Origin of the sequence: Micromonospora sp. BL4 (genome assembly GCF_003667505.1) — a bacterium.
In the GTDB taxonomy this organism is placed as follows: Bacteria; Actinomycetota; Actinomycetes; order Mycobacteriales; family Micromonosporaceae; genus Micromonospora.
The window spans coordinates 50,364-58,537 of sequence record NZ_RCVJ01000119.1 but is presented as its reverse complement, the minus strand read 5'-3'; the positions used below and the strand labels follow the sequence as shown (position 1 = coordinate 58,537).

The window sequence follows — 8,174 nt, the reverse complement described above, 5'->3', positions numbered from 1 at the left end:
GCCGGGGTCAGGCGGGCTGGGCTGGGCCTGGGTGAGCGGGGCCGGGCGGTCGGGACGCTAGGGTCGGGGACATGGCGCGACGGGTGGTGGTGGCGTTGCTCGGGCCGGTCCGGTGGTCGCCGCCCGGCATCGACCTGGCGGACTGGCGGGCGGCGCTCGCCGAGGACGTCGTCGACCTGATCGCCACGCTGAACGAGGTGGAGGTCGCCGTCGCGGTGACCCCGGCCGACCGTGCTCTGGCGGATGCGCTGGTCTGGCCCGGCACCACGGTGTACGAGGTGGCCGAGCCGACGCCGAACGCGGTGTTCGGCGCGCTGGACGGCTACGACCAGGCGGCGGTGCTCGCCGGCGACGTGCCGGACCTGCCCGCGCTGACCGTGGGCAAGCTGCTGCGTCCGCTGACCACCCGACCGGTCGCGGTCGCTCCGGTGGAGGGCGGCGGGCCGGGCCTGCTCGGTGTGGCCGCGCGGCTGCCCGTGCCGGGCTGGCTACCTCCGCTTGACCTGGACACGGCGACGCCGGCCGACGCGCGGGCCGGTGCCCCCCGACCGCAGGACGTGGCGGTCACCGCCGGCTGGCGTCGGCTGCGCGGCCCGGCCGACCTGGCCACCCTGGATCCGGCCTTCGAGGGCTGGGAAGCCACCCGCGCCCTGCTCTCCGGCTCCGGCCGACCGGCCTGACCCGCTGGTCAACGCGATCCGCTGGCCGACGTGACCTGCTGGCCGACGTGACCTGCTGGCCGACGCGATCCGCTGGCCGACGCGACCCACTGACCGACGCGACCCGCTGACCGACGCGACCCGCTGACCGACTGGTCGACCTGACCCACGCGCCGACCTGGCCGGGTGCCCGTCGTCTACCGGCGCGGGCACCCGGGCTCTGTCGTCAGGGCTTGGCGTCGCCGTCGGTGTCGTCGTCGGGCTGCCCCGGGGCCTTCTCCTCCGCCCCACCGGGCGCGGTGAAGTCGAAGTTGTCCAGCTCGCTCAGGTCCATGTCGTTCATGGCGAACGCGACCGGGTCGGCGAAGTCGTCGTCCGACGGGAGCAGGTCCGGGTGGCCCCAGACGGCGTCCCGACCGGCGATGCCGCGGTGCTCGGTGAGCGCGGCCCAGAGGGCTGCCGCCTCGCGTAGCCGGCGCGGGCGCAGCTCCAGGCCCACCAGCGCGGCGAAGGTCTGCTCCGCCGGACCGCCGGCGGCCCGGCGGCGGCGGAACGCCTCACCCAGCCGGACGACGTTGGGCAGCCGGTCGCTGGCGGCGCTGTCCACCACGTGGCAGACCCAGCCCTCGACCAGGGCCAGGGCGGTCTCCAGTCGGGCCAGCGAGGCCTTCTGCGCCGGGCTGTCCTCCGGCGTGAAGATGCCCTCCAGGGCGATCGCCTGCATCGACTCCGGGTCGGTCGGGTCGACCCGCCCCATCGCCTCCTCGATCGCCTCCCGGTTGACCCGGATGCCCGAGGCGTACATCTCCACCGCGCTGAGCACGTGTCCGCGCAGCCACGGGACGTGCTGGAACAGCCGCTGGTGGGCGGCCTCGCGCAGCGCCACGTAGAGGCGTACCTCGTCCTCGGGAAGCTCCAGGCCCTCGCCGTACGCCCGGATGTTGGCCGGGATCAGCGCGGCCGTGCCGGCCGGGCCGAGCGGCAGCCCGATGTCGCCGGCGGAGAGCACCTCCGCAGCGAGGGAGCCGAGGGCCTGCCCCAGCTGCCCACCGAAGAGCGCGCCACCGAGGGTGGCCACCATCGACTGCATCGGGCCGAGCTGGGCGCGTGCCTCCGGTGGCACGAGGTCGCCCATCGCCCCGACCATGCGGCTGGCCACCGGGTCGCAGAGCTTGCGCCACACGTCCAGCGTCTTGAAGATCCACTCATTGCGGTTCCAGGCCACGGGGGACTGGATGCCGGACGGCCATGCCGAGGCGGGCTCCAGCCACAGGTCGGCCAGGCGCAGCGCCTCCTCTACCGCGTTGCGCTCGTAGGGCGACACCGCCGGGTCGCCGGCGGCCGCCAGCTGGCTGGCCGCCACCTGCCGGGCCAGGTCCCAGTTGACCGGCCCGCTGCCCGGCGCGGAGAGCAGGTGCTGCAACTGCGACATGAACTGCTGCATCTGCGCGGGATCGTTGGGGTCTGGTGGTTGCCCACCCGGTAGCGCGAAACCGAACGGAATATCAGGCACGACGTCTACGGTACGCGCGCCGCGCCCCAGGTCGCCGCCGCTGGCGTTGCGCTGAGGGCGAAGTCGCGTGGCGCATCCGCCAGCCGGGCCCCGAGCGGTCGGTACGCTCTGCCGCATGAGACGTCGTGGCCTGACGGTCCTGCTCGGTGCCCTGTTCACCGCCCTGCTGAGCATCGGGGTGCTCCGGGTGCCGATCCCGTACGTGGTGCTCGGCCCGGGCCCGACGGTCAACACCCTGGGCACGGCCGACGGCAAGGAGGTCATCCAGATCTCCGGGCGGGACACGTCCACCTCCGCCGGGCAGCTGCGGCTGACCACGGTGGGGGTGCAGCCCACGGTGCGGCTCCGAGGGGCGATCGCCGGCTGGTTCTCCGACGACGAGGCGGTGGTGCCGCGTGAGTTGGTGTACCCGCCGGGGGAGTCGACGGAGCAGGTCGAGCAGCGCAACGCCGAGGACTTCAAGGTGTCCCAGACCAGCGCCGAGACCGCCGCGCTCCGCGAACTGGGCTTCCCGGTGCGGGTGGTCATCAAGACGGTGGCCGCGGACGGACCGTCCGCCGATGTGCTCAAGGTCGGTGACGTGGTCACCTCGGTCGACGGGCAGCCGGTGCCGGTGGCCTCGAAGGTCACCGAGCTGGTCCGGGCCAAGCCGGCCGGCACCGCCCTGACCATCGGTTACACCCGCGACGGCCAGCCGGCCACCGCGACGGTGACCAGCCAGGAGCAGGACGGCCGCCCACGGATCGGCGTCGAGATCGACCAGCAGCAGCCGCACCCGTTCACGCTGGGCATCGACCTGGAGGACATCGGCGGACCGAGTGCCGGCCTGATGTTCGCCCTGGGCATCGTGGACAAGCTGACCCCGGCCGATCTCACCGGCGGTCAGGTCATCGCCGGCACCGGCACCATCGACGACGAGGGCAACGTCGGCCCGATCGGCGGGATCGCCCAGAAACTGGTCGGTGCGAAGCGCGCCGGGGCCAAGGTCTTCCTCGTGCCGGCGGACAACTGCGCCGAGGCGGTCCGCAATCCGCAACCCGATCTGCCGCTGCTGCGGGTGGGCTCGTTGGACGAAGGGTTGACCGCGCTGGAGACGCTGCGGGCGGGGGGACAACCGACCCGCTGCTGACGCGTGTGACCGTGCCCCGCCACGTTCAGGAACACCCCGTACTCTGGGTGCCTGGTCGGAGCCGATCACATTCGAGCGTGCGGAGCCAACAGTGGTCATGCGTAGCAGCAGCCCCCTTCCGAGGATGAGCCGGCGCGGGCGCGTCACCATCGCTGTCCTGGTCGGGGTGTTCGTGCTCTTCACCCTGCTCGGTTGGGGTGTGCAGGCGTGGACGGACTGGCTCTGGTTCGACGAGGTCCGCTACACCGAGGTCTTCACCGGCGTGCTGGTCACCCGGCTGCTGCTCTTCCTCGCCGTCGGCCTCGGCATGGCGGTCATCGTCGGCGGCAACCTGTGGCTGGCCCACCGGTTGCGCCCGCGGCTGCGTCCGCACTCGGTCGAGCAGGCGACCCTGGAGCGCTACCGGATGGCGCTCAGCCCGCGCCTCGGCACCTGGATCGCGCTGACCGCCGCCGTGGTCGGGCTCTTCGCCGGCCTCTCCGCGCAGAGTCGCTGGAACCAGTGGCTGCTCTTCCGCAACGGCGGCGACTTCGGCATCAAGGACCCGGAGTTCGGGGTCGACGTCGGCTTCTACGTTTTCCAGCTGCCGTTCTGGCGCTACCTGCTCGGGGTCGCGTTCACCGCGGTGGTGTTGGCCGTGATCGGCGCGCTGGCGGTGCACTACCTCTTCGGCGGGGTCCGCCTCCAGGGCGTCGGGGACCGGATGAGCAACGCCGCCCGGGCCCACCTGAGCAGCCTCGTCGCGGTCTTCGTGCTGCTCAAGTCTGTCGCGTACGTGCTGGACCGGCGGGCGATGCTGCTGGAGTACAACGAGGGCGCCAAGCTGTACGGTGCCGGCTACGCCGACGTCAACGCGCTGCTGCCGGCGAAGGAGATCCTGGCCTACATCTCGATCGTGGTGGCGATCGCGATCATCGTGTTCTCCAACGCCTGGATGCGGAACCTGGTCTGGCCGGGGATCTCACTCGCCCTGCTGGGTGTGTCCGCGGTAGCCATCGGCGGCATCTACCCCTGGGCGGTGCAGACCTTCGAGGTCAAGCCGAGCGCCAAGGACAAGGAGGCGCCGTACATCCAGCGCAGCATCGACGCGACCCGGGCGGCGTTCGGGCTGGCGGCCACCGAGACGACGCCGTACGCGGCGAACAACCTCACCCCGCCGGCCAACCTGGCCACCGACACCTCGGTGGTGTCAAACGTGCGGCTGCTCGACCCGCAGCTGGTCAGCGAGACGTACACCCAGCTCCAGCAGGTGCGCGGCTTCTACGACTTCGGCCCCAAGCTGGACATCGACCGGTACGGGGTGAACGGCAAGATCTCCGACTACGTGGTCGGCGTTCGGGAAATCAACTACGGCGAGCTGACCGACCAGCAGAACACCTGGATCAACCGGCACACCGTCTACACCCACGGGTACGGGCTGGTGGCCGCGCCGGCGAACCAGGTGGTGTGCGGCGGGCAGCCGTTCTTCGTCTCCGGCTTCCTCGGCGAGCGGACCCAGGAGGCCTGCTCCTCGCAGACCGAGCAGATCCCGGCGAAGCAGCCGCGGATCTACTACGGCGAGCGGATGGCGGCCGACGACTACGCGATCGTCGGGCAGTCCGACCCGAACAAGAAGGCCGAGTTCGACCGGCCGGTCGGTGAGGGTGGCGGCGAGTCCTACACCTACACCGGTGAGGGCGGCGTGGAGATCGGCTCCTTCGCCCGGCGGCTGCTGTACGCCATCAAGGAGCAGGAGTCGAACTTCCTGCTCTCCGAGGCGGTCAACAAGGACTCCAAGCTGCTCTACGTGCGCAACCCTCGGGACCGGGTGGAGAAGGTCGCGCCGTTCCTGACCCTGGACGGCGACCCGTACCCGGCGGTGGTCGACGGTCGGGTGCAGTGGATCGTCGACGGCTACACCACGGCGGCGACCTACCCGTACGCGGAGCGGGTCAACCTCCAGACCGAGACCACCGACGAGCTGACGAACCGGGGCACCTTCCAGCTGGCCCGGGAGAACGTCAACTACATGCGCAACTCGGTGAAGGCCACGGTCGACGCGTACGACGGCACCGTGAAGCTCTACGAGTACGACGACACGGACCCGGTGCTCAAGGCGTGGAACAAGGCGTTCGGCGGTGACCTGGTGCTCCCGAAGGAGGAGATCCCGGTCGAGCTGACCGAGCACCTGCGCTACCCGGCCGACATGTTCAAGGTGCAGCGCAACCTGCTGACGAAGTTCCACGTGACCAACCCCGGCGACTTCTACTCGGCACAGGACTTCTGGCAGGTGCCCAACGTGCCGGACGCTCCGGACAGCGGCCAGAAGCAGCCCCCGTACTACCTGTTCACCCAGTTCCCCGGTCAGGAGAGCCCGCGGTTCCAGCTCACCTCCGCGGTCACCCCGAACGGCCGGCAGAACCTCGCCGCGCTGATCTCCGGGTCGTACGTCGAGGGGCAGCCCCGGCTGGAGGTGCTGGAGCTGCCGGACCAGACCCGGGTCTCCGGCCCGGTGCAGGTGCACCAGCAGATGACCAACAACGCCAACATCCGCCAGCAGCTCAACCTGCTCTCCAGCAACCAGGCGCAGGTGCAGTACGGCAACCTGCTCTCGCTGCCGTTCGCCGACGGCATGCTCTACGTCGAGCCGGTCTACGTGAAGAGCAACCAGCAGGACGCGTACCCGCTGCTGCAGAAGGTGCTGCTCTCGTACGGCGACGGCGGCTCCTTCGTGGCGCTCGCCGACAACATCAACGACGGCATCAAGCAGCTGGTCGAGCAGGGCAAGAGGGCCGGGCAGGGCGCGCCGCCGCCCCCGACCACCGGGGGCAACCCACCGCCACCGCCGCCGACCACCGGCGACGGCACTCCGCCGCTGACCGGTGAGCTGGCCGCCGCGGCGAACCGGGTGCAGACCGCCATCACCGAGGTCCGTGCCGCTCAGACCTCCGGCGACTTCGAGCGGTACGGCCGCGCGCTCAAGGCGCTGGACGAGGCGCTCACCGCTTTCCAGCAGGCGCAGCAGGTGGCCAACCCGCCCACGGCGCCCAGCGGCAGCCCGTCGCCGAGCGGCAGCGCTCCGCCGCCGACCGTCGGCCCGACCGCCAGCGCGGGCGGCTGACCGGCCCCTTCGGGGAGTACGTCTCGGAGCCCTCGTCGTCGGATCGCATCTGGTCCTGACGCCGGGGGCTCCGCCGTGTCCGTCTGTCGCCTCCCCGACACATTGCGGCCGGCTGGTCCGCAACCTGCGGCACCGGTCCGTCGTCCTCTCTGCAACGGGGTGCGGACGAGGGGAATCCACCGATGAGGGACGCACAGAGTTTCGACGAGTTGTACCGCGGCACCGCCCGGCGGTTGTTGCGGTACGGCTACGCGGTCACCGGCGACCACACTGAGGCGCAGGATCTGGTGCAGGAGGCGTTCGCCCGGGCCTGGCGGCAGTGGGGGCGGCTGTCGGCGCACCCGGCGCCCGAGGCGTGGCTGCGGCTGGTGGTGGCCCGGCTCGCGACGGACCGCTGGCGGCGTCTGCACCGGTGGCGGGCGGCGCTGAGCCGAACCGGACCCCCGCCGGACACCCCGGCGCCGAGCGAGGACGGGGTTCTGCTGGTTCGCGCCCTCCGCCAGTTGCCGACCGCCCAGCGGCAGGCGCTGGCCCTGCACTATCTCTTCGACATGTCGGTGGAGGACATCGCCCGGGAGACCGACGTGCCGGTCGGCACCGTGAAGTCCTGGCTGTCTCGCGGCCGGTCCCGGCTGGCCGCGCTGCTGCCCGACCTCTCCACCGTGAAGCTGGGGGTGAACGATGTCAGCTGAACTTCCCGACCTGTACCGGTCGCTCGGCGCCGCTGTCGACGACCAGGAGCTTGCTCCCCCCGCACTGGTTCGCCGGCGCGCCGACCGGCAGGCCCGCGTTCGGGTCGTCGGCACCGCGCTCGCGGTGGCGGTGCTGCTCGGCGGGGTGGCCGTCGGTGGCCGGCTGGTGCTGGCGGCGGACGGCACCACACCGCTGCCGCCTCCCGCCGACACCCCCGGCCCGGTGCCGACCACGTCGACTCCGACTCCCTCAACGTCCCCGTCCGCGTCGCCGCCGTCTCCGCCGCGCGGCACGCCGAGCGGCACACCGCCGGCTGCCACGACGGGTGCGGCGACCCCACGCCCGCCAACCTCGATCCCGGACCGTGCCTTCTTCGTCCTGGCGTCCGCGAACCGGACGGGCCTGGAATCGCGGATCGAAGGGCCTCCGCTGCCGGCGCTCTGCGCGGCCCGCTACCCCAGCGAGTCCGCCGTGGTGCAGCGCCGCGGCCGATACCTGGCCTACAAGCAGTCGGGAACCCCGCAGGGGTACGTCCCGGCCGGCAGCTACCGGCACACCATCACCATCTACCGGACCGGTCGTGCCGACGACGCGCTGCGAGAGCTGCGGAAGGCTGTCCGCGCCTGCCCCGAGCAGGAGTTGCCCGACGACGGCGCAAGGACGTGGCGGCAGCGGCTGCTGGACCCGGGCCGGTACGGGGACGAGTCGGTGCTGTTCGAGATGCGGGCGGCGTACCCGGAGGGCAGAGGTGAGCCGGGTACGGACGAGGTCCGGTTGGTCCGGGCGGTGCGGATCGGCGACGTCGTGACGGTGCTCTGGGAGCAGGGCTGGGAGAACACCTCCGCCGAGCGCGCCCAGGTCGATGCCGACAGCCGGCGGGCGGTCGCGGCCATCGAGGACTGGCTCGACTGACCGTGGCCCAGGTCGGCGCTGACCGGCGGCAGCGGTATCAGGGTCGCTTTGCGGTGCCCCGGGTCGGTGCGCTACGGTTATCGAGCCGACGCGGGGTGGAGCAGCTCGGTAGCTCGCTGGGCTCATAACCCAGAGGTCGCAGGTTCAAATCCTGTCCCCGCTACGAGA

General features: G+C 71.9%; 6 protein-coding genes and 1 tRNA gene. 6 read left to right on the top strand and 1 reads right to left on the bottom strand.

Features of this window, described 5'->3' with window-relative positions; translation table 11 throughout:
• Positions 1-71: 71 nt before the first annotated feature.
• A complete protein-coding gene (locus tag EAD89_RS13860) occupies positions 72-680 on the top strand; it encodes a hypothetical protein (RefSeq protein WP_121675979.1) in 609 nt (202 codons plus the stop codon).
• A gap of 205 nt (positions 681-885) precedes the next feature.
• Here EAD89_RS13860 and EAD89_RS13855 read toward each other — a convergent pair whose 3' ends face one another.
• Positions 886-2,103, bottom strand: coding sequence for a zinc-dependent metalloprotease (locus EAD89_RS13855; protein WP_121653226.1), 1,218 nt, complete (start codon positions 2,101-2,103; stop codon positions 886-888).
• Positions 2,104-2,287: 184 nt separating this feature from the next.
• Between EAD89_RS13855 and EAD89_RS13850 the strand changes: the two genes are divergently transcribed.
• From EAD89_RS13850 to EAD89_RS13830, 5 genes are all read left to right on the top strand, one after another.
• Positions 2,288-3,301: a PDZ domain-containing protein gene (locus tag EAD89_RS13850; protein ID WP_199723318.1), complete on the top strand. Its 1,014-nt coding sequence runs from the start codon at positions 2,288-2,290 to the stop codon at positions 3,299-3,301.
• A gap of 97 nt (positions 3,302-3,398) precedes the next feature.
• Positions 3,399-6,401, top strand: a complete 3,003-nt coding sequence (locus tag EAD89_RS13845; RefSeq protein ID WP_121653233.1) for a UPF0182 family protein — start codon at positions 3,399-3,401, stop codon at positions 6,399-6,401.
• A 182-nt stretch (positions 6,402-6,583) separates the two neighbouring features.
• Complete coding sequence (locus EAD89_RS13840) at positions 6,584-7,093, top strand: SigE family RNA polymerase sigma factor (RefSeq protein WP_121653225.1); 510 nt, start codon at positions 6,584-6,586, stop codon at positions 7,091-7,093.
• On the top strand, positions 7,083-8,006 hold the full coding sequence (locus EAD89_RS13835; RefSeq protein ID WP_121675978.1) for a hypothetical protein: 924 nt from the start codon (positions 7,083-7,085) through the stop codon (positions 8,004-8,006). The genes EAD89_RS13840 and EAD89_RS13835 overlap by 11 nt, the downstream gene beginning before the upstream one ends.
• Positions 8,007-8,095: 89 nt before the next feature.
• Positions 8,096-8,169: transfer RNA gene (locus EAD89_RS13830), tRNA-Met, on the top strand.
• Positions 8,170-8,174: the final 5 nt, after the last annotated feature.

What these genes read in the sequence shown, in the direction of transcription:
- EAD89_RS13840 (WP_121653225.1), top strand. Translation starts at nt 6,584, where the DNA reads ATGAGGGACGCACAGAGTTTCGACGAGTTGTACCGCGGCACCGCCCGG.
- EAD89_RS13860 (WP_121675979.1), top strand. Translation starts at nt 72, where the DNA reads ATGGCGCGACGGGTGGTGGTGGCGTTGCTCGGGCCGGTCCGGTGGTCG.
- EAD89_RS13835 (WP_121675978.1), top strand. Translation starts at nt 7,083, where the DNA reads ATGTCAGCTGAACTTCCCGACCTGTACCGGTCGCTCGGCGCCGCTGTC.
- EAD89_RS13855 (WP_121653226.1), bottom strand. Translation starts at nt 2,103, where the DNA reads ATGCAGCAGTTCATGTCGCAGTTGCAGCACCTGCTCTCCGCGCCGGGC.
- EAD89_RS13845 (WP_121653233.1), top strand. Translation starts at nt 3,399, where the DNA reads ATGCGTAGCAGCAGCCCCCTTCCGAGGATGAGCCGGCGCGGGCGCGTC.
- EAD89_RS13850 (WP_199723318.1), top strand. Translation starts at nt 2,288, where the DNA reads ATGAGACGTCGTGGCCTGACGGTCCTGCTCGGTGCCCTGTTCACCGCC.